Origin of the sequence: Psychrobacillus sp. FSL W7-1493, from assembly GCF_038004905.1 — a bacterium.
In the GTDB taxonomy this organism is placed as follows: Bacteria; Bacillota; Bacilli; order Bacillales_A; family Planococcaceae; genus Psychrobacillus.
Window position 1 is genome coordinate 1,109,134 of record NZ_JBBOSB010000001.1, and the last position, 24,071, is coordinate 1,133,204.

27 protein-coding genes and 1 tRNA gene are annotated in these 24,071 nt (G+C 39.5%); 20 read left to right on the plus strand and 8 right to left on the minus strand.

The features are described from left to right. Positions 1-51: 51 nt before the first annotated feature. A complete protein-coding gene (locus MKX96_RS05605; protein WP_340882660.1) occupies positions 52-351 on the minus strand; it encodes a hypothetical protein in 300 nt (99 codons plus the stop codon). A 528-nt stretch (positions 352-879) separates the two neighbouring features. Here MKX96_RS05605 and MKX96_RS05610 point away from each other — a divergent pair. From MKX96_RS05610 to MKX96_RS05670, 13 genes are all read left to right on the plus strand, one after another. Further along, the gene (locus MKX96_RS05610; protein ID WP_340882661.1) at positions 880-2,058 is read left to right on the plus strand and encodes an ATP phosphoribosyltransferase regulatory subunit; all 1,179 of its coding nucleotides are present in this window, start codon (positions 880-882) and stop codon (positions 2,056-2,058) included. Further along, positions 2,051-2,680 carry an ATP phosphoribosyltransferase gene (gene hisG, locus MKX96_RS05615; RefSeq protein ID WP_340882663.1) on the plus strand — a complete coding sequence of 210 codons (630 nt, stop codon included), beginning with the start codon at positions 2,051-2,053 and terminating at the stop codon, positions 2,678-2,680. Before MKX96_RS05610 ends, hisG begins: the two co-directional genes overlap by 8 nt. An 11-nt stretch (positions 2,681-2,691) precedes the next feature. Next, positions 2,692-3,981 (plus strand): histidinol dehydrogenase, encoded by a 1,290-nt coding sequence (gene hisD / locus MKX96_RS05620; protein ID WP_340885884.1) that lies wholly within the window; start codon positions 2,692-2,694, stop codon positions 3,979-3,981. Continuing rightward, positions 3,971-4,567, plus strand: coding sequence for an imidazoleglycerol-phosphate dehydratase HisB (gene hisB / locus MKX96_RS05625; RefSeq protein ID WP_340882664.1), 597 nt, complete (start codon positions 3,971-3,973; stop codon positions 4,565-4,567). Before hisD ends, hisB begins: the two co-directional genes overlap by 11 nt. Positions 4,568-4,578: 11 nt before the next feature. Next, entirely contained in the window at positions 4,579-5,319 is a 741-nt protein-coding gene (hisA, locus tag MKX96_RS05630) for a 1-(5-phosphoribosyl)-5-[(5-phosphoribosylamino)methylideneamino]imidazole-4-carboxamide isomerase (RefSeq protein ID WP_340882665.1), read from the plus strand. Between the two features lie 25 nt (positions 5,320-5,344). Further along, the gene (hisIE, locus tag MKX96_RS05635; protein ID WP_340882666.1) at positions 5,345-5,971 is read left to right on the plus strand and encodes a bifunctional phosphoribosyl-AMP cyclohydrolase/phosphoribosyl-ATP diphosphatase HisIE; all 627 of its coding nucleotides are present in this window, start codon (positions 5,345-5,347) and stop codon (positions 5,969-5,971) included. A 76-nt stretch (positions 5,972-6,047) separates the two neighbouring features. Further along, the gene (locus MKX96_RS05640) at positions 6,048-7,577 is read left to right on the plus strand and encodes a tetratricopeptide repeat protein (RefSeq protein ID WP_340882668.1); all 1,530 of its coding nucleotides are present in this window, start codon (positions 6,048-6,050) and stop codon (positions 7,575-7,577) included. A 69-nt stretch (positions 7,578-7,646) separates the two neighbouring features. Beyond that, on the plus strand, positions 7,647-8,597 hold the full coding sequence (gene trxB, locus MKX96_RS05645) for a thioredoxin-disulfide reductase (RefSeq protein ID WP_340882670.1): 951 nt from the start codon (positions 7,647-7,649) through the stop codon (positions 8,595-8,597). Between the two features lie 193 nt (positions 8,598-8,790). Further along, entirely contained in the window at positions 8,791-9,261 is a 471-nt protein-coding gene (locus MKX96_RS05650) for an 8-oxo-dGTP diphosphatase (RefSeq protein WP_340882672.1), read from the plus strand. Between the two features lie 3 nt (positions 9,262-9,264). After that, positions 9,265-10,149, plus strand: coding sequence for an RNase adapter RapZ (rapZ, locus tag MKX96_RS05655; RefSeq protein ID WP_340882675.1), 885 nt, complete (start codon positions 9,265-9,267; stop codon positions 10,147-10,149). 4 nt (positions 10,150-10,153) lie between these two features. Further along, positions 10,154-11,131: a gluconeogenesis factor YvcK family protein gene (locus tag MKX96_RS05660; RefSeq protein WP_340882677.1), complete on the plus strand. Its 978-nt coding sequence runs from the start codon at positions 10,154-10,156 to the stop codon at positions 11,129-11,131. Positions 11,132-11,162: 31 nt separating this feature from the next. Continuing rightward, positions 11,163-12,104, plus strand: coding sequence for a DNA-binding protein WhiA (gene whiA, locus MKX96_RS05665; RefSeq protein ID WP_169359708.1), 942 nt, complete (start codon positions 11,163-11,165; stop codon positions 12,102-12,104). Between the two features lie 19 nt (positions 12,105-12,123). Then, positions 12,124-12,381 carry an HPr family phosphocarrier protein gene (locus MKX96_RS05670; protein WP_169359707.1) on the plus strand — a complete coding sequence of 86 codons (258 nt, stop codon included), beginning with the start codon at positions 12,124-12,126 and terminating at the stop codon, positions 12,379-12,381. Positions 12,382-12,444: 63 nt separating this feature from the next. Here MKX96_RS05670 and MKX96_RS05675 read toward each other — a convergent pair whose 3' ends face one another. Further along, positions 12,445-12,702 (minus strand): hypothetical protein, encoded by a 258-nt coding sequence (locus MKX96_RS05675; RefSeq protein WP_340882682.1) that lies wholly within the window; start codon positions 12,700-12,702, stop codon positions 12,445-12,447. 68 nt (positions 12,703-12,770) lie between these two features. Further along, a complete protein-coding gene (clpP, locus tag MKX96_RS05680; RefSeq protein ID WP_251555768.1) occupies positions 12,771-13,373 on the minus strand; it encodes an ATP-dependent Clp endopeptidase proteolytic subunit ClpP in 603 nt (200 codons plus the stop codon). Between the two features lie 172 nt (positions 13,374-13,545). On the opposite strand from clpP, the gene MKX96_RS05685 reads away from it, so the two are divergent. Next, positions 13,546-13,617: transfer RNA gene (locus MKX96_RS05685), tRNA-Arg, on the plus strand. 75 nt (positions 13,618-13,692) lie between these two features. Here MKX96_RS05685 and MKX96_RS05690 read toward each other — a convergent pair. Beyond that, a complete protein-coding gene (locus tag MKX96_RS05690) occupies positions 13,693-14,634 on the minus strand; it encodes a catalase family peroxidase (RefSeq protein ID WP_340882684.1) in 942 nt (313 codons plus the stop codon). A 166-nt stretch (positions 14,635-14,800) separates the two neighbouring features. Here MKX96_RS05690 and MKX96_RS05695 point away from each other — a divergent pair, with 166 nt between their 5' ends. Together MKX96_RS05695 and MKX96_RS05700 are read left to right on the plus strand one after the other, a co-directional pair. Then, positions 14,801-15,454, plus strand: a complete 654-nt coding sequence (locus MKX96_RS05695) for a TPM domain-containing protein (RefSeq protein ID WP_340882686.1) — start codon at positions 14,801-14,803, stop codon at positions 15,452-15,454. A gap of 21 nt (positions 15,455-15,475) precedes the next feature. Further along, entirely contained in the window at positions 15,476-15,922 is a 447-nt protein-coding gene (locus MKX96_RS05700; protein ID WP_340882688.1) for a GNAT family N-acetyltransferase, read from the plus strand. Between the two features lie 368 nt (positions 15,923-16,290). On the opposite strand, the gene MKX96_RS05705 is transcribed toward MKX96_RS05700, so the two are convergent. Continuing rightward, positions 16,291-16,689: a multidrug DMT transporter permease gene (locus MKX96_RS05705; protein ID WP_340882691.1), complete on the minus strand. Its 399-nt coding sequence runs from the start codon at positions 16,687-16,689 to the stop codon at positions 16,291-16,293. A 608-nt stretch (positions 16,690-17,297) separates the two neighbouring features. Here MKX96_RS05705 and MKX96_RS05710 point away from each other — a divergent pair. Then, on the plus strand, positions 17,298-18,083 hold the full coding sequence (locus tag MKX96_RS05710) for a cupin domain-containing protein (RefSeq protein ID WP_340885886.1): 786 nt from the start codon (positions 17,298-17,300) through the stop codon (positions 18,081-18,083). Between the two features lie 64 nt (positions 18,084-18,147). Here the strand turns inward: MKX96_RS05710 and MKX96_RS05715 are convergent, their stop codons facing one another. The 3 genes from MKX96_RS05715 to MKX96_RS05725 form a co-directional block, all read right to left on the minus strand. Next, positions 18,148-18,552: a hypothetical protein gene (locus MKX96_RS05715; RefSeq protein WP_340882693.1), complete on the minus strand. Its 405-nt coding sequence runs from the start codon at positions 18,550-18,552 to the stop codon at positions 18,148-18,150. An 821-nt stretch (positions 18,553-19,373) separates the two neighbouring features. Continuing rightward, positions 19,374-20,507 carry a hypothetical protein gene (locus tag MKX96_RS05720; RefSeq protein ID WP_340882697.1) on the minus strand — a complete coding sequence of 378 codons (1,134 nt, stop codon included), beginning with the start codon at positions 20,505-20,507 and terminating at the stop codon, positions 19,374-19,376. Then, entirely contained in the window at positions 20,485-21,006 is a 522-nt protein-coding gene (locus tag MKX96_RS05725; RefSeq protein ID WP_340882701.1) for an RNA polymerase sigma factor, read from the minus strand. Before MKX96_RS05725 ends, MKX96_RS05720 begins: the two co-directional genes overlap by 23 nt. Positions 21,007-21,487: 481 nt before the next feature. On the opposite strand from MKX96_RS05725, the gene MKX96_RS05730 reads away from it, so the two are divergent. The 3 genes from MKX96_RS05730 (at position 21,488) to gap (ending at position 23,916) form a co-directional block, all read left to right on the plus strand. Continuing rightward, entirely contained in the window at positions 21,488-21,721 is a 234-nt protein-coding gene (locus MKX96_RS05730) for a glutaredoxin family protein (RefSeq protein WP_340882704.1), read from the plus strand. 136 nt (positions 21,722-21,857) lie between these two features. Then, positions 21,858-22,895 (plus strand): sugar-binding transcriptional regulator, encoded by a 1,038-nt coding sequence (locus MKX96_RS05735; protein WP_169359697.1) that lies wholly within the window; start codon positions 21,858-21,860, stop codon positions 22,893-22,895. A 13-nt stretch (positions 22,896-22,908) separates the two neighbouring features. After that, positions 22,909-23,916, plus strand: a complete 1,008-nt coding sequence (gene gap / locus MKX96_RS05740; RefSeq protein WP_340882709.1) for a type I glyceraldehyde-3-phosphate dehydrogenase — start codon at positions 22,909-22,911, stop codon at positions 23,914-23,916. Positions 23,917-24,071 lie beyond the last annotated feature (155 nt).

Genomic DNA, 24,071 nt, shown 5'->3' on the forward strand with positions numbered 1-24,071 from the left:
TAAAAAACAGTTCCAATTTTACATTGGAACTGTTTTTTTGTTCGTTCTAAGCTATTCTCTTGTAAAAATTATGATTGCACCAGCTAAAAATACAGCAATTAAAATTATTAGTAAAAGACTAAAAACTGGCTGTGTTGAAAAATATCTTATAAAAACAATAGGTGTGCCAATCATAGCCAAAATGGAAACAAACTTCATATAGAGGACAACTTTTGGAGAAACTTCCGGTTCTTCTTCGTACATCCAGCGTTTTCCCCATAAAAAGCTTTCTTCAGGGTAGTTATACGTCCAAATGAAGAAGGCATAAAGCGGTATCATTAAGACAATTACGATGAAGATTTCGCCTATCATATTTTTCCCCCCTGTATTTAATGGATATAGATCAGACAAACTAAACTTAAGCTTTACTTTAATACGGTTAAGAATAGTTTGGGTTACAAATTTAGATGAATTTTAATGGAGAACGCGGCAAAGTGTTGCGTCAAAATAGAAAGTGTTGCAGAAACGGTACAAAGTGTTGCGCTAAATTCAAAAGTATTGCGCCAAACGTGCAAAGTGTTGCGCGAAATACGAAAGTGTTGCGTAAACTCAAAGTGTTGCGAAAAAGGGTATAAGTGTTGCACCAAAATCCGAAGTGTTGCGTTAAATTCAAAAGTGTTGCGGAAAACAAGTTAAGTGTTGCGCGAAATTCGAAAGTATTGCAGAAAACCCGATAACTGCGTGCCAAGCACTGAACCTGCTGGGGAGTGGTTTACTGAATTAAAAGAGCACTGAAATCTATAAGCTTATGAAGTTGACGAATAGTCTGAAATAGTATAAAATTTATTTAATTTATTATATTAGCACTCTACTACAGTGAAGTGAATTAGGGGTGGGACAATGAGTAAAATTCAAATGTTTGAGAAGCCGCTTGGTATGCGAGATTCGTTCCCAGAGGTTAATGAGAAAAAAGAGTACATAAGATCCGTCGCGAGAGAGTTTATTCGCACCAAAGGATATGATTTTATAAAAACACCATCGGTCGAGTATTTTGAGACGATTGGAAAGGCGTCGGCAATAGACGAGTCGTCGTTATTTAAATTGGTGGATAACCAAGGAGAGATGCTCGTTTTACGACCTGATATGACGACGCCTATTGCTAGAATAGCAGCATCAAAGCTATTAAAAGAAAAGAATCCGCTTCGCCTTGCGTACTATGCCAATGTCTTTCGTGCGCAGCAACGGGAGGGTGGAAGACCAGCGGAATTTGAACAGCTAGGCTTAGAGCTGATTGGTGATTTTAGTCCTTACGGAGACAGTGAAATTATTTATACGGCTGTGGAGCTCATTAAAGCGTTAGGCGTAGATCATTTTCAAATTACGATTGGTCACGCTGGGCTTTTGACAGCTATTCTTTCCAATAATACAAACAAGTCGGAGCAGGTGGAGACGCTAAGAATGCTCCTAGTAGAAAAGAATTTTGTAGGGTTTATGAAAATGCTGGATGACTTAGGGCTATCAAGTATTCAACAAGAGAATTTGACTATGCTGGTGGATCATACGATGGCAACGAAGACCGTGGAAGATTTTAGACAGCTTTTGACAAATGAGCAGCAATATTTAGTGGATCAGATTATACAGCTTCAGCAGCTATTAGAGCTTCAGCTGAGTGATCCCTCTATTTATTCCTTTGACTTTTCGTTAGCAAGCCATATGAGCTATTACACAGGTATGCTGTTTGAGATTCATGCTGCTGGAAGTGGCTTTCCTCTTGGAAATGGTGGAAGGTATGATGAACTATTTAAGCAATTTGAACAAAATGTAGGGGCAACCGGCTTTGGATTAAGAGTAGATCGGCTGCTAGAGGTTCTCCCTAAAAAAGAGAAAGATGAAAAACATACACTTATTTTATTTGATAAAGGCTCCTTCCTAAAAGCTAATGTTCTAGCAGAGGCAAGGCGTAGTATTGGGGAGCGCGTAACGCTTCAATATGAGGGCAGTGTCCATGATTTAGAGGCCTATCAATATAGCTTTCAGGAAATAATTAAGGTAGTAGAAGGTGGTTTTGCAGGTGAATGAATTAACGATTGCGATGCCGAAAGGGCGCATTTTTGAGGAAGCCTATCAACTATTTGTCGAAGCAGGGTTTAATTTACCAGCTGAAATTAGCGATTCTCGCAAGCTGATCGTAGAAGCGCCGGATGAGCGAATCCAGTTCATCTTAGCGAAGCCAATGGATGTCCCGGTTTACGTGGAACATGGAGTTGCTGATATTGGGATAGCTGGCAAGGATGTTTTACTGGAGCAGCATCGAGATGTGCATGAATTATTAGATTTACATATTAGTAATTGCTATATTGCAACAGCAGGGTTGCCGGATACGGTGATGAATGAAATCGCCCCTCGTGTTGCAACCAAATATCCAACAATAGCTACTAATTTTTATAAGGAAAAAGGGGAGCAGGTGGAAATCATTGAGCTTAACGGTTCCATAGAGCTGGCTCCAATGATCGGCCTAGCTGACCGTATCGTGGATATCGTGTCTACAGGGCAAACGCTAAAAGAAAACGGCTTAGTGGAATATGAAAGGATTGTGGATATATCCTCTCGATTAATCGTGAATCCTGTAAGCTATCGTGTAAAAAGTGAGAGGATTCGAGAGTTCGTTGCCAAGCTAAATAAAGAACTTCAAAAAAGGTAGGGAATACCATGATGAAAATAGAGAAGCTTACAGATAGCATCACATTACAGCGCTCTGTGGAGCAGGCTAATATGACTCACCTCACAACCGTTCGAGAGGTTATTTCAGAGGTACAAGCAAATGGGGACCAAGCGCTACTTGCCTATACGGAAAAATGGGATGGAGTTAAGCTTTCAAGCCTGAGAGTTTCTGAGGAAGAGATGAAGGAGGCATTCATCGGCTTTGATCCTCAGCTCATAGAGGATTTAAAGGAAGCAGCAAATAATATTCGTACATTTCATGAGAAGCAGGCGAGACAAAATATCGAATTGGCTTTAGAAAAAAACTCATTTATTCAATATAGAATCTCACCATTAGATGCGGTCGGTTTATATGTGCCAGGTGGGACTGCGGCATACCCATCGTCCGTACTGATGAATGCTATTCCAGCCATTGTCGCAGGTGTAACTCGAGTAGTTATCGTATCGCCACCTTCTAAGGATGGCAGGCTTCCTGCTTCGGTGCTAGTCGCAGCAAAAATAGCTGGAATAACAGAAATCTATAAGGTAGGTGGCGCTCAAGCGATTGCGGCGCTGGCTTACGGAACAGAATCCATTCGACCTGTGGATAAAATAACTGGACCAGGTAATAGCTATGTGGCACTTGCGAAACGAGAAGTGTTTGGCAAGGTGGCAATCGATATGATTGCTGGGCCAAGTGAAATAGCAATTATTGCGGATGATACTGCCTATGCGGATGAGGTGGCAGCCGATTTATTGGCACAGGCGGAGCATGATGCCTTTGCAAGCTCTGTATTAATCACTACTAGCGAGCGTTTAGCCGAGCAGGTTTCCATAGAAGTAGAGAGACAGCTACAGCAGCTTCCTCGTGAAGAAATTGCACGGGCCTCTATAGAAAACTATGGTCGTATCTATTTAGCACAATCGCTTCAAGAGGCAGTCAAGGCAACTAATGAGCTGGCCCCTGAGCATTTAGAAATTATTACGGAAAATGCAAAAGAGCTGAGTGAGCAGATCAAGCACGCTGGAGCTATATTCATCGGTCGATATAGCAGTGAGCCAGTTGGTGACTATTTCGCCGGTACGAACCATGTGCTTCCAACGAACAGTACGGCTCGTTTTTCAAGTGGCTTAAATGTAGACGATTTTGTAAAGAAAACGAGTGTCGTTTATTATTCGGAGGAAATGTGGCAGGAGCAATATCCTAAAATCGCTCGTTTGGCTAGACTCGAGCAATTAGAGGGACACGCTCGATCTGTCGAATCAAGAAGCTGGGAGAAGGGGAATTTAAATGACAACTAAACGAATCGCTAAAATAGAACGAATGACAAATGAAACAAAGGTTTACGTAGATATCAATTTGGATGGAGAAGGAAAGGCAGAGATTGAGACAGGGGTTCCTTTTATGGACCATATGCTGGATCTGTTTACGAAGCATGGTCTGTTCGATGCGACGATCAAAGCAAACGGTGATACGCATATCGATGACCACCACACGACAGAAGATATTGGAATCGTACTTGGCCAGGCAGTAAAAGAGGCGCTAGGAGACAAAAAAAGTATCAAACGCTATGGAAATGCTTTTGTTCCAATGGATGATGCATTAGCACAGGTTGTAATTGATATTTCAAACAGACCTCATTTAGAGTTTAGGGCACAGTTTCCGACACAAAAGGTAGGGAACTTTGATACAGAGCTAGTTCACGAATTCCTTTGGAAATTTGCATTAGAGGCTCGTATGAACGTCCATGTCATTGTTCATTACGGAGCGAATACGCACCATATGATCGAAGCAATTTTCAAGGCACTTGCTCGAGCTATCGACGATGCCATTACAATAGATGATCGAGTGAAGGGTGTTCCTTCTACAAAGGGTCTACTTACATAAGGAGGAATTTCATGAGCTCAATACAAGTATATCCTGCAATCGATATGAAGGGCGGTAAATGTGTACGCCTGTATCAAGGGGATTATGAACAAGAAACTATATATGGAGACTCTCCATTTGATATGGCAAAAAAGTTTGTCGATGACGGGGCTACCTGGATTCACTTGGTTGATCTAGACGGGGCAAAGGATGGCGAAAAGATTCATGCCAAGGAGGTCATCCGTATTGCGAAAGAACTACCGGTTAACGTTCAAATAGGCGGAGGAATACGATCCAGCGAGGATGTGAGCTACTATCTTGATCACGGGGTCAATCGTGTCATTATAGGTAGTCTTGCAATTTCACAGCCAGAGCTTGTTGCCGATCTGATTCAAGAGTATGGCGGTGATCGAATCGTCATTGGGTTAGATGCGAAGGATGGCATGGTAGCAACACATGGCTGGATAGAAACGTCTAGCCAGTCAGCCATTGAAGTAGGGCAATACTTTGCCTCTAAAGGTGCGAAACACGTTATTTTTACAGACATTGCGACTGATGGAACATTGCAAGGTCCCAACTTAAAAGCGAACAAAGAGCTAGCAGAAGCAACAGGACTGTCGATTATCGTATCGGGAGGAATCAGCTCCTTAGAAGACATCGAGGCAGTAGCGGAGCTATCTACAATCTCCAGCGTTAGCGGAGTAATCACAGGAAAAGCGTTATACAACAATCGTTTTACATTAAAAGAGGCGCTACAAACTATAAATGATTGAGCAAGCCTTGAAGGGGAGTAAGAACATGGCTACATTAACATTTGACGATAAAGGACTAATCCCAGTAATTGTACAGCATGCCGTTACAAGAGAGGTTTTAACGCTTGCATATATGAATGAAGAGGCATATGAAAAAACAGTGGAGACGAAAGAGGCATGGTTCTTCAGTCGTAGCAGACAAGAGCTTTGGCATAAGGGAGAAACCTCCGGAAATACCCAGAAGGTCGTATCGATTCAAACGGACTGTGACTCAGATGCCCTCGTATTAGAGGTGTTGCCAAGCGGACCTGCTTGTCATACGGGAGAAGAGACATGCTTCCATAAGAGCCTAGAAAAATTCGAGGAGGCGTCTGGCTACAATGTAATGACTAAATTGATTAAAACAATCGAAGAGCGTCAACAAACAATGCCAGAAGGTGCTTATACTACTTACTTATTTGAAAAAGGTGTCGACAAAATATGCAAGAAGGTCGGAGAGGAAGCATCAGAGGTGATCATTGCCTCCAAAAATAATGATGCAGAGGAACTGAAATGGGAAGCGGCAGACCTCATTTATCACTTGCTTGTATTGTTGCAAAATCAAAAAGTCAGCTACTATGATTTATTACAGGTGTTACAAAAAAGACATGAAGCGAAAGCAGATAAAAAATAAAACTTTATGATATACTGAAAATATACTAATAAGGAACGTTTTCGTAACGTTCCTTATTATTTTTCGGAGGAGTATCTTGAATAAAAAAAAACATAAGAAACTAGATAAAGAAAATATAATTTCATTTTTGCCGACTGGCGAATATTACTATAAAAAAGCATTAGATGAGCTTCAAAAGGATGAGTTACAAAAAGCACAAAAATATTTAAAACGAGCAACTGATTTAAGTCCGGACGAACCAATGATCTTACTGCAATATGCGATCCTACAAATGGAGTTCGATAACTACGATTACGCGCATGAGCTACTGAGAAGCGCGTATTCACTCGATCCAAACGAAGGAGATATCATTTTCTTTTTAGCTGAGGTAAACGCCCATTTGGGAAACTTTATAGAGGCAAATCGCTTTGCCAAAATCTATTTAGAAAAGGAAGTTAATGGAGAATATATGGAGGAAGCAATGGAAATCATTGATTTCACCGAGCAGGAGGATATTGTGGACCTTCAGCTGGACACCCCTTCTAGTGAGGCGCTTTTCCTTCAAGAAAAAGCCCGACGCTTTATGGAGCAGGGTAAATTTGTAGAGGCAGTTGAGCTACTGGAATCAATCATTGCAGACCATCCGGATTTTTGGGCAGCGTTCAATAACCTAGCGCTTGCTTATTTTTATTTAGGAGAGGAAGAACAGGCTAAAGCATTACTGCACCAGGTATTACGAGAGAACCATGGGAATATCCATGCATTATGTAATTTGGCCGTTATTCACTACTATGAAAAAAATAACGAGGATCTGGAAGAAATCACAGCGCTCTTATCTAAAATAAATCCATATTTTATTGAGCATCGATACAAATTGGGTGCAACTTTTGCGTTAATAGGGAAATATGAACAAGCCTTCAAATGGTTGAGAAGCATTCAACGAAAAGGATTTGAAGCAGATCCGGGCTTCTATTTTTGGCTTTCTCATTCTGCTTATTTTGCAGGGCATGAGGAAGTGGCGCGTAATGCGTGGAAGGCGCTTTTAAAGCTGGATCCAGAAAAAGCAGGCTTCGAACCTTGGCTTCCACAAATGAAGGAGCTAGTAGAGCCAAATAACGAAGAACAAAAGAATTTAATCTTAGAAAAGCTAGAAAACAAAAATATTAGTGAACGTATTTTTGGTTTTTATCTATTAGGGAAGTCTCGTCATCGCCAGGAAATTATCGCACACCCTAAGTGGATTGTAGTGGAGGAACTGACTACAATGGAGAAATTGTTTTTAGCTAATTCTCTTGGGCATAAATTCGATGAGAAATCTCCGGCAGAAAAAGCATTTTTGAGAGCCATTGCAGCTACGGATTTACTTTATGACAACAACAAGTCACTGGAGCAGTCAGAGACACTGTTATTACAAATGTGGTTTGTGCTAGTAGAGCGTGCGCTAGAAAAAGGATATGGCTTTAAAAATCCGCGTGCTTTGGCAGCGGCGACTGAGTATATGTTCGTATCCTCACGAATGAAAAACGTGACGAAAAAACAATATGCGGAGCAATACGGAATCACTACAGCAACGCTCACGAAATATGTCAACGAGCTAATCCAATTTTTACCTTTTTCTGACTCCTAAGCATATTAGTTGATGAAGGGTATAAAATTAGTTAGATTGTTGGTATGTAGTACGTAGGAGGAATTATCGATGACAACTGAAAATATATATGACGTGATTATTATAGGAGCGGGCCCAGCAGGTATGACAGCAGCTGTATATACTTCCCGTGCAAACCTTTCCACTTTAATGATTGAACGTGGAATTCCAGGCGGACAAATGGCTAATACAGAAGAGGTAGAAAACTACCCAGGATTTGAAACAATCTTAGGACCTGAGCTTTCTACTAAAATGTTCGATCATGCGAAAAAATTTGGTGCAGAATATGCATATGGTGACGTTTCCGAAGTAGTCGATAACGGAGACTATAAAACCGTAAAAGTAAGTGGTAAAGAATATAAAGCTTTAGCTGTTATCATCTCTTCAGGAGCTGAGTACAAAAAAATGGGTATTCCCGGCGAAACAGAGCTTGGTGGACGTGGCGTAAGCTATTGTGCAGTTTGTGATGGTGCTTTCTTTAAAGGGAAAGACCTAGTAGTAGTAGGAGGCGGGGACTCTGCAGTTGAAGAGGGTGCTTTCTTAACTAAGTTTGCGAACAAAGTAACAATCATACATCGTAGAGATAAGCTTCGCGCTCAAAAAATTCTACAAGATCGAGCTTTTGCTAATGAAAAAATTGATTTTATTTGGAATACAACATTAAAAGAAATACACGGGACAGACGGTAAGGTTTCTAGCGTTACCTTAGTATCGACAGTGGACGGCTCAGAAAAAGAATTTTCGACAGACGGCGTATTCGTATATGTTGGAATGCTACCACTTACAAAACCATTTCATAGCCTTGGCATCTTAAATGAAAATGGTTATATCGTTACAAACGAGAAAATGGAAACAGCAGTACCTGGTATCTTTGGGGCAGGAGACGTTCGTGATAAAATGCTTCGTCAAATTGTCACAGCAACAGGTGATGGTAGTGTAGCAGCTTTATCAGCTCAGCACTATATTGAGCATTTAAAAGATAAAAACACATCAAATATTTAATTTAATTTTATCTTAATTTAACTGTAACTGTTCTGAAATATATTAAGTGTATAGTAAAGTATATAAATTGACCCCCTTTTTATATATGCAAGATTTGAACAGGCTGTTTTGCGATTTAAATCGTGAAGCAGCCTCTTTTTGTGCAAATTCATGTATAATATAAGGTAACTACAGACAAATGGAGTGACCATACGTGCAAAGAATCGCTAATTTACTTATTTGTAAAGACGACAAAGTTTTGTTATTAAAGAAACCACGTAGAAATTGGTATGTTGCACCTGGCGGAAAAATGGAAGAAGGAGAATCTATTCTTATTTCTGCGGTTCGTGAGTTTACGGAAGAAACAAACACTGTACCGATCAATCCACATTTAAAGGGAATCTATACAATGCTCATTGAAGAGGATGGGAAACGTCTAGATGAATGGATGTTATTTACCTTTATCGGCACAGATATAGAAGGAACTCCATATAAAGAAACTAAAGAAGGTGTGCTCGAATGGCACCCGGTTGAAGATTTGGCACATCTTCCGATGGCAGAGGGAGATCGAACAAATCTATTGTTTGCTGTAAAGGAACAGGGTATGCAATACGGTACTTTTGTATATACGCCAGATTTCGCATTAATAAGTGAAACTATTCAACAATCATGGGAGGATAAATAGACAGTGGAAACTCAGCAGAAGCCAGAAACAGAAGTAGTCATTATTACTGGAATGTCGGGAGCAGGCAAAACAGTAGCTATCCAAAGCTTTGAAGATCTAGGGTATTATTGCATAGACAATCTTCCTCCTGAGCTCCTAAGCACTTTTATCAAGCTAATGATTGAGTCTAATCAGCAACCGCGAAATATAGCAGCGGTAATGGATTTGCGTGGAGGAAAAATGTTTCATTCACTCGTAGACTCTGTTAACCAGCTTCAAGAAGCAACCTCTGTAACTCCTAAGGTGTTGTTTTTGGATGCACAGGATGAGGTTCTTGTCCGAAGATATAAGGAAACAAGACGCTCCCATCCTTTAGCAAATGCAGGATTGCCATTAGAAGGTATAAAAAAGGAAAGAGAACTACTTTCTGACTTAAAAGGCAGAGCACAATTTATTTATAATACATCCAAGATGAAGCCACGCGAGCTTCGTGAAAAAATTCAAGAGGAATTTTCTACAAATGGGAGCCAGGTCTTTACGGTGAACGTTATGTCCTTTGGATTTAAGCACGGAATTCCTATTGATGCAGATTTGGTTTTTGACGTTCGTTTCCTTCCAAATCCGTATTATATCGAGGAGCTTCGCTTAAAATCAGGACTAAACGAAGAGGTTTCTAGCTACGTTTTAAAATGGGCAGATACGAAGACACTTATCGAGAAACTAAAAGACTTGTTTGCCTTTATGATTCCGCAATACAAGCGAGAAGGCAAGACGCAGCTTGTGATTGCCTTTGGCTGTACGGGCGGTCAGCACCGTTCTGTAACACTAGCAGAATATTTCGGTAAGGTTTTTAAGGAAGAAGATGAAACAGTAATAACTCATAGAGATGTTACTATCAGGAAGGAATGACTTAATGGGTCGTACAAAACACCGTAAAAAAATAGTCATCATTGGTGGCGGTACTGGCTTATCTACCTTGCTTCGAGGACTAAAAAAACTTCCATTAGATATTACTGCCATTGTTACAGTTGCAGATGACGGAGGAAGCTCCGGTAGATTAAGAGATGATTATGATATTCCACCACCCGGTGATATCCGTAACGTCTTAGCAGCCTTATCAGAGGTAGAGCCGCTCGTAGAAGAAATGTTTCAGTTTCGCTTCACTAATTCCAGCGAACTCGAGGGACATTCCTTAGGCAATCTAATGATTACTGCTTTAACCTCGATTACAGGAGATTTCGCACATGCAATCACAGAAATGAGCCGTGTTTTAAATATTCATGGAAAAGTGCTTCCTGCTGCCAATCAGCTAGTGACGCTCCATGCACAATTTGAGGATAAAACTATTGTTACAGGGGAATCTAAAATACCGGACTATGGGAAAAAGATAGAAAAGGTATTTATTACTCCTGACGATGTAAAGCCACTGCCAGAGGCAATTAACCTAATCCGCCAAGCGGATATTATAGCAATTGGACCAGGTAGCCTTTATACTAGTATTTTGCCTAATCTCTTAGTCGAAGATATTCGTAAGGCAGTCATCCGTTCGAAGGCTAAAAAAGTGTACATTTGCAATCTGATGACACAAGCTGGGGAAACGAATAACTATACTGCGTATGATCATGTAGAAGCATTGATCGACCATGTAGGCGAGAACTTTATAGACTCTTTGTTGATAAGTAATGAGGAAATTCCTGAAAATGTTCAGTATTTATATAAGCAGGAGAAGGCTTCTCCCGTTAAAATTGATATAGAGAAATTAGAAACACTAGACATAGAAATCGTTAAAAAGGACATTTCCATCGTATATAATGGCGCTGTCCGTCATGATGCGATAAAAGTAGCGGAATGGCTATACGAATATGCAGGCCAAAAAGGATCTAAACAATAGAGAGGCTCTGCAAGAAAGGGGGAAACGTTATATGTCGTTTGCTTCTGAAACAAAAAAAGAGATGACACAGGAGGAGGCTGAGCCTTGCTGTTCGAAGGCTGAGCTTTCAGCGCTCATCCGTATGAATGGATCTCTTTCTTTTAGCAACAAAATGCTTAGCTTGGATGTCCAAACCGAAAATGCGGCGATTGCCCGAAGGCTTTACACGTTGATCAAATCGTTATATCAGCTGAACGTAGAAGTGCTTGTTCGTAAAAAGATGCGTCTTAAAAAGAATAATGTCTATATTTGCCGAGTAAGAGAAGGATCCAAGAGGCTACTAGAGGATTTAATGATCTTGAAGGAAGGCTTTGAATTTGAGTATTCGATTTCACAGGAGCTTGTCAAAAAGAACTGCTGTAAAAGAGCTTACCTACGTGGAGCTTTCTTAGCAGGAGGCTCTGTCAATAATCCAGAAACTTCCTCTTATCACTTAGAAATTTACTCCTTATATAAAACACATAGCGACGCATTAGTCGATTTAATGAACTTTTATGAATTAAATGCAAAAACCATTGAACGTAAAAAAGGTTTTGTGGCATATTTAAAGGAAGCAGAAAAAATTTCTGACTTTTTAAGCATCGCTGGAGCACATCGTGCCCTCTTAAAATTTGAGGATGTGCGGATCATCCGAGACATGCGGAACAGTGTCAATCGCTTGGTCAACTGTGAAACGGCCAATCTGAACAAAACCATCAGTGCAGCTATCCGACAAGTGGATAACATCCGTTTTATCGATAATGCAATCGGGCTGGACCAATTGCCTGAGAAGCTTCGAGAAATTGCCCGTCTTCGTGTCGAGTATCAGGATGTAACCCTAAAGGAGCTAGGCGACATGGTGTCCACTGGAACTGTAAGTAAATCAGGTGTTAACCATCGCTTGCGTAAGCTGGATGAAATAGCAGATGCTTTAAGAAGAGGCGAATCAATTTAAAGAAATGGGGCTAAGGATTATGGCGGAACAACAGGTCGAAGTAAAATTACAATCAGGACTACAAGCGAGACAAGCAGCTTTATTTGTACAAGCAGCGAATCGTTTTATAGCAGATGTGTTTCTTGAAAAAGATGACAAAAAGGTAAACGCTAAAAGTATCATGGGAATCATGAGCCTTGCGATTGGCAAGGGCGCTACTGTTACTTTGAGTGCTGAAGGCTCTGATGAAGAGGAAGCTGTGGAATCATTAGTTAAGTTCATTTCTAATGCTGAATAAGATAAAGAGAGCTGTTATCTAGTCCGCATGGATTAGATAACAGCTTTTTTTTGTAGAATGACATTAAATATGGTTAAGAACTTTATCTACATATTTTTTGGCAGGAACTAGTCCCATGCCAGTTTCATTTCGAACAAGCTTGACCATTTCAACCTGGCTGCTGTCATTATTATTCATCTCTACGATTTGTTTTTCTAGGGCTTTGTCTCCTTTAAACGGAAGGGCCTGTTGTGATTCTAATTTTTTTATTTTGCTTTGTAGACTTACGATGTAAATGACTAAGGACAATATGATTAACAGAGAACTTATTGTATATAGCAAATTGAACACGACCTTTCATCTATTTTATAAAAAAATCCAAGGCGGTGAATCACTGCCTTGGATTTATATTATTTTAAATCTTTTTTCATGTCGCTACGTGAAATGATATGGTCGATTAGACCGTATTCTAATGCACGCTCTGCTGGCATGAAGTTATCGCGATCTGTGTCTTTTGAAACGACTTCAATCGGTTGACCAGTACGTTCAGCCATAATTTGGTTTAACTTGTCGCGTAGGTATAAGATACGTTTTGCTGCAATCTCGATTTCCGTTGCTTGCCCTTGAGCTCCACCAAGTGGTTGGTGAATCATAACCTCAGCATTTGGAAGTGCATAGCGTTTGCCTTTTGTTCCAGCTGTAAGTAAGAAAGCACCCATTGATGCTGCCATACCGATACAAATAGTTTGTACGTCTGGTTTAATGAATTGCATTGTATCATAGATAGCCATACCTGCTGTGATACTTCCGCCTGGGCTATTGATATAGATAGAGATATCTTTTTCTGGATCTTCTGCTTCTAGGAATAAAAGCTGTGCAACGATCGAGTTTGATACGTTGTCATCAATCGCGCTACCAAGCATGATGATGCGGTCTTTTAATAATCTAGAATAAATGTCATACGCACGCTCGCCGCGATTTGTTTGTTCAATAACTGTAGGAATTAAATTCATCCTGGATTGCCTCCTTCAAGGTAATTGTTAGTGTTTTTTTAGTGTGTACTGAGAAATTCTGCCTCAGTTGTAACTTTATCATACATGGAATGGTCAAGGAAGGTCAAATATTAAGCTTTAAAATGTTTACTTGAATTATTCCTATACCATTTGTATAATAGAAAGGTCGCTTGCCCCTGTAGTTTAATGGATATGACGTAAGATTCCGGTTCTTGAGATGGGGGTTCGATTCCCTCCAGGGGCGTCTATAACAGTTAGAAACACTCGAATTCGTTCGAGTGTTTTTTTATGCTCATTTAACTATGTGTTTGGGGCTTTCTTATTCATTCTTACTTCTCCTCTCATATGATTCAGCATATGCTCCACTTCGAAAGTGTAGTATGGGATCGTCTGTCAGCTCGATTCCCTTTGGAACAATCGTTGGGTCGAAAACAATGTCTTCCTTAGGATGTATTTTATTTCTAATTTCCAAACGACCTATATTCACTTTTCTTCTATCCTCTGGCCACATATCGGTCGCATCGTTTGGGTTATCCCCTTCCTCTGCTAAGCGGATGAATAGATCAAACTGGATTGGCCCCCGTTTTAATCGGTCGTCGAGCTCTTCCGTCAAATAGTTGGCTGAAATCGATTTGCTTGTTAGAGCAGGATCCTTTGTTTCATCGACAGGGACCCATTCGTATTTGATTGCTTGGCGTTCGCCGTCTTTATTAACAAAATAAAAGGCGTGGATAGGATAGTAGTGGAGCTCCGCGTAACTAGTAGGCGGCTGCTTTGCCTGCTCCTTAATAATTTGAATAACCTTCTCGCTATGTGGATATTTTTTAGAAACCAGCTCCACCATATTGATGGCTCGGTCGATTGTCTTGATGCCTGTTTTTTTATCCGTAAAGATTTCAATCATATCGATAAATTCTCTAGGACTGCTTGTGACGAACATCAGTACGGTAGAACTCACTAAATTGGTGAAGCTTCCATCGGGTAGCTGAAATTGAACGGCGAGCCCTTTGGCGGGAACAAGATAATCGACGGAGGCAGGGTTAGGGGGGCTATTGGAAAAACGAGCAGTAGCAGGAATTGCTTCTCTATGAAGATGGGGCGCAACCGTATAGGGTACAGCATTCCCATTTGGAAGAAATGTTGCCTCATACATATCCCCCTTAGCGTGTGCGCGCCTCGCTCCAGGGAATTTTCCTTGAATCTGCTCCAGTGCATCAATGGCTTCTTTTGGTGTTAAATCCTCGTTATGTACTTGGTCCATTTGTTTACCTCCTTTATTTACTGTCTAATCTATATCATTACCACTCTTTTCCTATATTAACCTCGTAAAAGGGACTTCTAATAGTCATAATTCATGTATAATATAATTAACTTGTCAGAATAAAATAAAAATGATGAGACTGCAGGCTGAAAGGGGAATGGCACTGTTGAAAAAAACAATACATCTGCTAGTTATAACCTTCCTTATTTTGTTGTTCTCTCCTTTAAGTACAGGGGCTACTGGGGATATTTCAAAGGATACCTATTTAGTAGATGAAGAGAACTTTTTAACAGAAGAAACGAAGCAGGAAGTAAAAATAATGGGAGAAAAATTAAAAAAAGGAACGACCGCTCAACTGGTTGCGATGATTATCGAGCATGTAGGAGACCAGTCGGCAAGTGAATTTAACATGGATATCATACGAGAGAACCAAATAGGAAGTGTACGAAATAAGAATGGCTTACTATTTTTAATCGAGACGGATCCGGTTAACGGGGGAGGTCCGGCAGTAGAGATTACAGTGGACCGTGACTTGGAAAAAGCACTTTCAGATGCCAAAATAGACCAGATAATCGATCGGTATACGATGCCTTATTTAAACCAAGGTTTAATCGATGAGGCTGTAATCTCCACCTATCAGGCTTTGTCCAATGAGGTTTCCAAGCATTACGGTATTACAGAGGGGCTAACGAAGCCACAACCATATACGAGTAACAGCCTACAGGACAGTATCTCGATCCCAACCATAATCATCATCCTTTTAGTCATCTTCCTCCTATCTAGAATGGTAAATGGTAAAAGAAAAAAGCAGAGAGATTAACAAAAGAAACGGGGAAATGGAATGAAACTAGTAGAAATAAATAAGGATAACTGGCTGAAAACGGTCCTTCTCACAACTAACGAGGATGGCAAAGGAACCGTAGTAGAAAAATTTGTTGCCTCCAACGCATTATCCATCACCCAATCAGTCTATGAAACTGGATGGACTATAAAAGGTATCGAGGCAGAGGACAAGCTCATCGGCTTTGCCATGTACGGGTTTGATGAAGAAACTGCAAACTACTGGATATGCCGCTTTATGATCGATCATAAAAGCCAAGGAAAAGGCTATGGCAGAAAAGCAGTAGAGCTAGTGCTGGATGAAATGAAGCAATTGGACGGCTGCAATTCCATCTATTTATCCACAGAGCCAGACAACGAAAAAGCCATCAAGCTCTATGAAAGCCTCGGCTTCCAGAAAACGGGTAACATTAACGAAGGCGAAGCAGAGTTTGTATTAAAGGTTTAGAGAAATTAAGGTGGGAGAAATAGATTAACTGGCTCTGTACACGGCGAGAGTATGTAAAAAAGCGAAGCGAATGGGGATACAATTTCCACTTGTATTGGTGTTATATCAATGTTTAAGCAATTATCAGTAGAAAATAACAATACGATTGGTAAACAGTAACAGCACATAAATTTATTTGCTTCTTCTAATTGCACTGCTAATAATTATCTTCCACTTAGGTTCTCATAATAGAATAACAATAAAAATTCCTTCTTTTATAAAGTAGGAATTTTTATTGTTTTAATATATTTTGTATTGCTTAAAAGACTAGTTCCGCATGGTGAACTTAAAAAGTGAGACGCCCTATATAAATTCCCGTTTAATATATGTTAGACGGATATTTTTGATTGATTTCTTAATGGATTCGAGCGCATGACTAATATAAACCAGATGGCAAAACCAAGATAAACTAGTGTCATAATAACAATTATAAAATGAAACTGCTCCATCAACTGCCGGAGCAAGGCAAAAAAGACAACGACGCAATGTATCAGATTTCCCAATACGACAGGTTTGTTATAGATGCCGCCAATTAGGGAAGAACGTGTAAACCAGTTCAACATTGCAAAACCTAAATATAGTCCTCCGATGATTTGCAGAAGAATCAGAGTAATGGGCGAAGGGTCAATCCCTAATACATTTGAAATTTCTTCGGGAATAAAGGTTCCTGCCAACCCCAACAAACCCATCACTACAGCACTACTAATCAAAAGCCATTTTGTTTTCATTTTTTTCCCCTTTGCACCTAGTCTTGAAATTTTGTACACAGTAAAGAAACAAGGTATATATTAGCTTCAAAATGTATTAAACCAGGAGTACAGTCTTAAGTAATTTTACAGGATATCGTTAAACGGCATCCTAGAAACATAAAATTGCCTCCCTTTAAGATATCGATGAAAGTTTTAGCAACTTTGGGCGAGGGGGTGTGACATCGAATATTCATTTAAAGTTCTTTTATCCATAAGAATATTTCCCCACCGAACAACAATCGTTAAATTAACCTTGATATAACCTCTGTATAGATAATTTATTATATTCAACGAAACTCCACTTTTTACCTTTATGGAAGAGCTAGCTTCAACAAAATTTTGACGTTCTCTAATCAAGAGCATTTCAGCAGCGAGAATGACTTTCTTTTCTCATGTTTTTGGCCATGCTGGTTTAACTAACTCGCTGCTCTTTTGGGGGTAGTGGTAGGGGTTTGTAGTAAAAAACGTTGATTAATTGTCGTCGTTTTTAATCTCAAATTGTTCTCTTATGGCAACATTTAGTATATCCTGCTGACACCACACATAAGATGGATTATTAATAAAATGAAGTGAAGGGATTGATAAAAATGTATTATGCACCTTATATGTATCAATATCCTTATTATGCAAATTCTCCACAGTGTATCTACGGAAACACGCATGGTTATTGGGCAGTTCCGAATGAGGTGGCATTTGGTTCACACCATTCTTATTATGAGAACGTGTTAAAAGACTATGGAGCAAACCCTTTTGTTATTAATATTAATGAGGCAACCAAAGTAAATCAGACGTTTCGTACTGCACTATGGACAGGAAGTCGTTTGCAAGTCACATTAATGAGCCTTAATGTAGGGGAAGATATCGGTTTGGAAATACATCCTGAGGTGGATCAATTCCTACGTGTTGAACAAGGTCAAGGAATAGTTCAAATGGGTAATAGTAAAGATAATCTAAATTTGCAATGGAGTGTATTCGATGACACAGCAATTGTAATACCCGCTGGAACGTGGCATAATCTCACAAATACCGGAAATGTTCCTTTGAAACTATATTCCATATATGCCCCGCCAAACCACCCATTTGGTACAGTTCATAAAACTAAAGCGGATGCAATGGAGATGGAACATGGAAATGAAAATACAAAATATTATGGGAAGACTCCAGATGAGTGGGTTAAGCACACAGAATTTCTGGTTAAAGAAGGCATTGAAGACGTTGAAAGAGGAATTAATATGACACATATCCTTCAAGAGTTTATTTTAATGGGAGTTCTTGTTGGAAAGGGATATTCTCCTGAAAAAGCATATGAAACAGTAGAGGAATGGGAACGTACAGGAGAATCAAAAATCCTTCAGCAAAGCAAAAAAATGTAGAGCCTAAGAGGTAATCAAATAAAAAACAGATGAAGAAAACGAATCGTTTTCTTCATTTGTTTTTTTAGTGAAGATAAAGGCTATTGTCTTTCGTTATGAGGGATTGTAGTAAACTACGCTGTGATTGTAGTAATCCATAGAGTGATTGTCGTAAAAATTCATCAGAGAGAGTCCACGGAATTGGATTGTAGTAATCTACGAGTGCATTGTCGTAAACTAGGCAGTGATTGTAGTAATCCATGGAGTGATTGTCGTAAAAATTCATCAGAGAGAGCATATGGAATTTGATTGTAGTATCTACGAGGGCATTGTCGTAAACTAAGCAGTGATTGTAGTAATCCATGGAGTGATTGTCGTAAAAATTCATCAGAGAGAGCATATGGAATTTGATTGTAGTATCTACGAGGGCATTGTCGTAAACTAAGCAGTGATTGTAGTAATCCATGGAGTGATTGTCGTAAAAATTCATCACAGAGAGTCCACGGAATTTGATTGTAGTAATCTACGAGTGCATTGTCGTAAACTAGGCCGTGATTGTAGTAATCCATAGAGTAATTGTCGTAAAAATTGATCAGAGAGAGTTCGTGGAATTTGATTGTAGTAATCTACGAGGGTATTGTCGTAAACTAAGCAGGGATTGTAGTAATCCATGGAGTGATTGTCGTAAAAATTCATCAGAGAGATTCCATGGAATTTGATTGTAGTAATCTACGAGTGCATTGTCGTAAACTAGGCAATGATTGTAGTAATCCATGAAGTGATTGTCGTAAAAATTAATCAGAGATAGTCCACGGAATTGGATTGTAGTAATCTACGAGGGTATTGTCGTAAACTAAGCAGTGATTGTAGTAATCCATGGAGTGATTGTCGTAAAAATTCATCAGAGAGAGCACACGGAATTTGATTGTAGTAATCTACGAGTGCATTGTCGTAAACTAGGCCGTGATTGTAGTAATCCGTGGAGTGATTGTCGTAAATTAAAACGCTAGGAATTTCAGGTAAACTAGCCAGCTGGTGAAAGTAAGCGGCAAATGGGGTGGGGTCTATGAGTGAACGGTTTGAATTAAGTTTTAAAAACAAGGAAGTAAGAATGTGGTGTTATTTAGCTATACCAACGTTTATTATATTAATCCTTATGATTAATTATAGTGATACAAACTATCAGTTTTTTGTTCTTTTGGCATTTTGGGCTATCTTTTATACGTGGCGTTATTTTTATAGGAAGAAAAACAAAGATAAAACGAGCTAGTCATAACCTAGCTCGTTTCAATCATTCATCATTTTTCTCTGCTATTCTACCTCTTTAAATGTATGGAGCATCTGTATAACTTTTTTGTAGACATCCCGGTGAGAACCTATCGTGATATCGCCAGTAATCCCCATATCCATGCCTGGAGCGTATACTAGTTTGCCATCATCGTATAGAGTCACCGTGTATAATGTCTTTCCTTGATCTGCCTCGTTTGTTAAATAGATTTGAAAGCTATCTACTTGAGGGAGTAATTCCGCTCTCCAGTTGCTTTCCTCCTCGGTAACCTCTTGAATAGGTAAAGCGTTAATGGAATCCATTATTTCATTTATTTGATCGGAATCAGCAGTACAGCCGTTTATTTGTTTGGAGCCAGTTCTCCCATTGAAGCAAATGGAATCAAATGAAACGTCGATAGACGGCTTCCTGTTATTAAAATAGGCATCAAAATTGAGGATGATATCATATAGATGTTTGCCATCTGGAGATACCATTCCGTTATATCTTCCTATTTTCCCTGGCTCTGTTTTAGAAAAGATATATTCTTCTTTTAACGTGTGAAAGATTTTCTGCCCTTTGTTGTTTGTCAAGGACACCTCCACGGTAGCACGATAAATAGTTGGATGATCCTTATCCTGTTTAATTTGTACTTTTTCTAAGTTCATGTCTAAATTACTGTCTATTAATTGGGAATTATATTTGAACACCCTTACAGTGCTAATAGCCTGTTCCATCATATCTTTCGTGAAATATTCCCCAAAGCTCTTGTAATAATAATTAATATAATCTGTGCTTTCCTTCGATTCTTGCAGCTTATTGTACTCTTCCTGGTTCTTAGTAGGGGTTTTACTTTGCAAATCAAACCACGCCCTTAGTAGCCGTTCCAGTTCCATATCCGGCCCATTATATTCTTTTTCAATGACTGCCATAATTACTTCCTCGTTCGTAAGGGGCTGTGCTGTTTGCTCGGTTTCTGATGGGACCATTACATTTGTAATAAGAAAATAGGAGGCGATGGCTATAGCTGCTAATACAAGGACGGCGGGAAATCTTCTTCGTTTTTTCTGTTCCGTTCGTTCCTTTATCGCTAGCCATGTATTTCGTCTTGCTTCATTAGAACGTTCGACTTGCTTCATTTCCTCAAAAAGCTCATCAAATTCCTTTGACGGTTCCATTTACATAACCTCCTTTTTGATGAAATTCCTTTTTTAGCGCCTCGAGTGCACGCATCATTTTCATCTTGACCTTTGCCTCGGTCCATCCGAGAATGAAGGCAGTTTCCTGGATGGAGCATTCCTGGATTTTTCGCAGGATGATCACCTCTTGATAATCTTTCTTTAGTAAGCGCAAGGAATCATACATCCGTGTCAGCTTTTCTTTTCGTTCCATGTGACCTTCTGGGGAAAGCTCCTTTGTTTCTATATCATGATTCTTTTCAAATGAAAAAAACTGAACGACTCGTTTTCTTCTAAAATAATCATAAGTAACATTGCGAGCAATTTTTAGAATCCACGTAGAAGTGGAAGCTTGCTTATCAAAAGAAGCATATCCCTTAAATGCTTTGTAAAAGGTTTCCTGTGTAAGGTCCTCCGCACTTTCTTTATGACGGACAAGTAAATAAATATAGCCGTAAACCCGGTCGCTGTGATCTCTATATAGCTGTTCCATTTCCATCTCCTGACCCCCTTAATGCAATAGACGAACGAATAAATGAAAAGTATCGTTTTAGAAAGTGAATTTTCCGATATAATCCTAGTGGTAATAAAACTTTAACTTAGTTATTTTCATGAAAATAGCCTATTACTAATTAAACACAACCGATCTTATCTCTTTATATTGATTGAAGCGGCAGGCGACGGCACAAGTAGGGATGAGTGAGACAGATAAGACATAACAACCACGCGCGTAAGCGATGGGTGATGGCTTATCGCTCACCCCACGGAAAGCGTTCGCCTAGAGCGGAAATCAACTCTACATTCTCATAAAACATCATTTACACTTCATTATTCTCTTTAATTAGTTCGTATTTTAATAATGAAATACATCCTCTTCTATTTTACCTTTTAAGGAATATTTTGTATGCAACACATTCGGCACGCTTTTAATAGGTTAAAAGTTTATAATGAGAGAAGCTAAATGATGGGGGGCACAGAAAATGATTGTCCATTTTTATACAAGACCAGGGTGTCATTTATGTGAGGACGGAAGAATGACGCTGAAGCTGGTGCAGGAGGACGTGCCATTTCAAATAGTGGAGCATAATATAGAAGAAGATGATCAGCTGCACGAAAAATTTATGCTCATGATTCCGGTTGTGGAATATCAAGGGGAAATCATACAGTACGGGAATCTCGACTATGTGACACTGCTGGAAGCATTAGAAAAATAATGCTTCCAAACACATATATTGCTATTTGGAATATATTAAAGTATTATGATTATAGAAATTAAATTTTTTTTAAGTAGATGGGACATTTTTAATACATGTGGGACAAATATGTCACCACTAGCGTGGGATGTGACAAATGGATTCTTTTCTAAGTGCACAGCTAAAGCTAATGCCAGAGATGAGTGAGCTGCTTCAGAAGAGGTATCGTATTCTCCAAACTATCCAGCTGACCAGAGGTATTGGCCGACGGGTTCTTGGAGAACAGCTAGACTTAACGGAGCGTGAAACTCGTAAGGAATTGGACGCTCTAAGGACTCAAGGCTTAATAGAGGTTTCTCGTGAGGGAGCGGCTATTACAGCAGAGGGCAATGAGGTTTTAATAGATTTAAAAGAAGTAGTCCGTATGTGGTCTGGTCGATCACAAATGGAGCTAATGTTAAAGAAATATTTAAATATAAAAGATGTGATTATTGTTCCTGGAAATGTAGATACTGATACTAACACATCTATGCTTTTATCCCAGGAGGCAGCAAAGTATTTAGAGAGTATTTTACTGGATGAATACATCGTTGCAGTTACTGGTGGATCAACGATTGCATCCATCTCCCATGCCATGACCGAATCGTCCAGATGGAAGGATTTGTTGTTTATTGCAGCAAGAGGAGGGGTAGGGAAGGATGTCAGGCTACAAGCAAATACCATTGCGTCTTTGTTTGCTAGCAAGATGAATGGAACCTACCGGACGTTATATATACCGGATCGCTTAAGCGAAGAGGCATATATGACGATGAAGAAGGAGCCTTTTATCCAAGAAATGATGGACCTTTATGAAAGGACAAACATCATTATTCATGGAATAGGCGATGCATTAGAGATGGCCAAGAGAAGAAATTCGAGTGACGAGGAGATTGAGCTTCTAACAAGTAGAGGTGCAGTCAGTGAATCGTTTGGCTATTATTTCAACAATCACGGTGAAGCTGTTCACCATATTCGCACAATCGGTGTTCAATTAAATCAGCTTCAGCATATAGAGCATCTGCTTGCAGTCGCAGGCGGGGCAAAAAAAGCCAACGCGCTTATTTCTTATTTCAAGCAGGCACCATTGCAAACTGTTCTCGTAACAGATGAAGGTGCGGCCAATGAAATGATGAAAGTAATTCCAAAAAACATTTAGGAGGAATTTTATTATGACAGTAAAATTAGCTATTAACGGATTTGGACGTATCGGACGTAAAGTTTTCAGAGAGGCATTAGAGCAAAAGGATTTAGAAGTAGTAGCAATCAATGACTTAACAGATGCAGCGATGCTTGCTCATTTATTAAAATATGATTCTGTACACGGAATCTCAAATGCTGACATCACTTCAGAGGGTGAATACCTAGTAGTAAACGGGAAAAACATTCAAGTATTTGCAGAAAAGGATCCTTCTGTACTTCCTTGGAAAGACCTTGGAGTAGACATCGTAATCGAATCTACTGGCGTATTCAGCACAGTTGAAAAAGCTGGCAAGCATATCGAAGCAGGAGCTAAAAAGGTTATTCTTTCTGCTCCGGCAAAAGACAATATGCCAACATTCGTTATGGGTGTAAACGAAGAAAAATACAACCCAGAAACAGATCACGTTGTATCAAATGCTTCTTGTACAACAAACTGCTTGGCACCAGTAGCAAAAGTATTGCAAGATAACTTCGGTATTAAACGCGGAATGATGACAACAATTCACTCATTCACAAATGACCAACGTATCTTAGACTTGCCACATAGCGACTACCGTCGTGCTCGTGCAGCATCTGAGTCTATGATCCCTACAACAACTGGAGCAGCAGCTGCAGTATCGAAGGTTCTTCCAGAGCTAAAAGGCAAATTAGATGGCATGGCTGTTCGTGTACCAACACCAAACGTTTCACTAGTTGACCTAGTAGCCGAGCTAGATAAAGAAGTAACAGTTGAAGAGTTAAACGGCGTGCTTCGTAAAGCTTCAGAAAACGAGCTAAAAGGAATTCTTGAATATAACGAGCTTCCATTAGTATCAATCGACTACAACGGTAACACTGCTTCTTCTACAGTAGATGGTCAATCTACAATGGTATTAGGAGATAACCTTGTTAAAGTATTAGCATGGTATGACAACGAATCAGGATACTCTGCACGTTGTATCGACCTTGCATTATTAATGGCAGAAAAAGGGTTATAATTTCTCGCTAGATACCGAGAAACATTAGTGTTTGGATAGCGTTTAAGTATAATAACCTCTATAATAAAAGAGGGTAAAGGAGCAAAGGTTACCCCTTTTGCTCCTTCTTTTTTTAGTAGGCAATTCAATTACATAAGGAGGCTTATTTCATGAAG

What these genes read in the sequence shown, in the direction of transcription:
- MKX96_RS05705 (WP_340882691.1), bottom strand. Translation starts at nt 16,689, where the DNA reads ATGAAAACAAAATGGCTTTTGATTAGTAGTGCTGTAGTGATGGGTTTG.
- MKX96_RS05660 (WP_340882677.1), top strand. Translation starts at nt 10,154, where the DNA reads ATGGGTCGTACAAAACACCGTAAAAAAATAGTCATCATTGGTGGCGGT.
- MKX96_RS05670 (WP_169359707.1), top strand. Translation starts at nt 12,124, where the DNA reads ATGGCGGAACAACAGGTCGAAGTAAAATTACAATCAGGACTACAAGCG.
- clpP (WP_251555768.1), bottom strand. Translation starts at nt 13,373, where the DNA reads ATGAATTTAATTCCTACAGTTATTGAACAAACAAATCGCGGCGAGCGT.
- MKX96_RS05690 (WP_340882684.1), bottom strand. Translation starts at nt 14,634, where the DNA reads ATGGACCAAGTACATAACGAGGATTTAACACCAAAAGAAGCCATTGAT.
- hisA (WP_340882665.1), top strand. Translation starts at nt 4,579, where the DNA reads ATGAGCTCAATACAAGTATATCCTGCAATCGATATGAAGGGCGGTAAA.
- MKX96_RS05730 (WP_340882704.1), top strand. Translation starts at nt 21,488, where the DNA reads ATGATTGTCCATTTTTATACAAGACCAGGGTGTCATTTATGTGAGGAC.
- MKX96_RS05735 (WP_169359697.1), top strand. Translation starts at nt 21,858, where the DNA reads ATGGATTCTTTTCTAAGTGCACAGCTAAAGCTAATGCCAGAGATGAGT.
- MKX96_RS05605 (WP_340882660.1), bottom strand. Translation starts at nt 351, where the DNA reads ATGATAGGCGAAATCTTCATCGTAATTGTCTTAATGATACCGCTTTAT.
- MKX96_RS05710 (WP_340885886.1), top strand. Translation starts at nt 17,298, where the DNA reads ATGTATTATGCACCTTATATGTATCAATATCCTTATTATGCAAATTCT.
- MKX96_RS05700 (WP_340882688.1), top strand. Translation starts at nt 15,476, where the DNA reads ATGAAACTAGTAGAAATAAATAAGGATAACTGGCTGAAAACGGTCCTT.
- hisD (WP_340885884.1), top strand. Translation starts at nt 2,692, where the DNA reads ATGAAAATAGAGAAGCTTACAGATAGCATCACATTACAGCGCTCTGTG.
- trxB (WP_340882670.1), top strand. Translation starts at nt 7,647, where the DNA reads ATGACAACTGAAAATATATATGACGTGATTATTATAGGAGCGGGCCCA.
- gap (WP_340882709.1), top strand. Translation starts at nt 22,909, where the DNA reads ATGACAGTAAAATTAGCTATTAACGGATTTGGACGTATCGGACGTAAA.
- hisB (WP_340882664.1), top strand. Translation starts at nt 3,971, where the DNA reads ATGACAACTAAACGAATCGCTAAAATAGAACGAATGACAAATGAAACA.
- MKX96_RS05610 (WP_340882661.1), top strand. Translation starts at nt 880, where the DNA reads ATGAGTAAAATTCAAATGTTTGAGAAGCCGCTTGGTATGCGAGATTCG.
- MKX96_RS05725 (WP_340882701.1), bottom strand. Translation starts at nt 21,006, where the DNA reads ATGGAAATGGAACAGCTATATAGAGATCACAGCGACCGGGTTTACGGC.
- hisIE (WP_340882666.1), top strand. Translation starts at nt 5,345, where the DNA reads ATGGCTACATTAACATTTGACGATAAAGGACTAATCCCAGTAATTGTA.
- MKX96_RS05715 (WP_340882693.1), bottom strand. Translation starts at nt 18,552, where the DNA reads ATGAATTTTTACGACAATCACTCCATGGATTACTACAATCACTGCTTA.
- MKX96_RS05720 (WP_340882697.1), bottom strand. Translation starts at nt 20,507, where the DNA reads ATGGAACCGTCAAAGGAATTTGATGAGCTTTTTGAGGAAATGAAGCAA.
- whiA (WP_169359708.1), top strand. Translation starts at nt 11,163, where the DNA reads ATGTCGTTTGCTTCTGAAACAAAAAAAGAGATGACACAGGAGGAGGCT.